This is a genomic window from Caldisphaera sp. (assembly GCF_049974385.1).
Classification (GTDB): domain Archaea; phylum Thermoproteota; class Thermoprotei_A; order Sulfolobales; family Acidilobaceae; genus Caldisphaera.
The window spans coordinates 1-550 of record NZ_JBMFIW010000071.1 but is presented as its reverse complement, the minus strand read 5'-3'; the positions used below and the strand labels follow the sequence as shown (position 1 = coordinate 550).

The following is a 550-nucleotide window of genomic DNA, read 5'->3' as shown; positions in this document are numbered from 1 at the left end:
CTATAATATTTAGTAAGGAAGTCTATAGATTTCTTTTATAATAATGCTATAATAAATCATCCATTTAAAACTTTTCGTTAAAAAGATTATAGATTAATTTTCTAATTAAATTTTATTCTAAAAATAAAATTTTATTTAAATGCTGTAATTTGTTTTATAAATGTTATAAAATTTAAAAAGTAATTATTAATTAACTAATACAGGAGTGAAAAATTTGAAAGCAAAAGTTGCTGTAATTCATGCTCTATTTGATGTAATAGGGGGAGGAGAAAAATTAGTCTTAACAGCTGTTAACTCTATGATAAAAGATGGTTACGATGTAACCATTATTACAGGAACTGATGTTGATAAAGAAAAAATCAAATCTATTTTGGGATATGACTTAACTAATATAAAAATAATAAAAATAATATCAAAAACTTCCAACTATTTAGCTAATCTAACAAACAACAGATCAATAAGATTAAGAAGAGTAGCGATATCTAGAAAAATTTTTAATAAGAATAATTATAAAAAAATTAAAGATCAATATGATTTAATTATTGATACG

General features: G+C 20.9%; 1 pseudogene. It reads left to right on the top strand.

Annotation, left to right across the window (positions count from 1 at the left end):
* Positions 1 to 214: 214 nt before the first annotated feature.
* Positions 215 to 550: pseudogene (locus ACP5GV_RS08145) on the top strand (hypothetical protein); the annotation flags it as partial.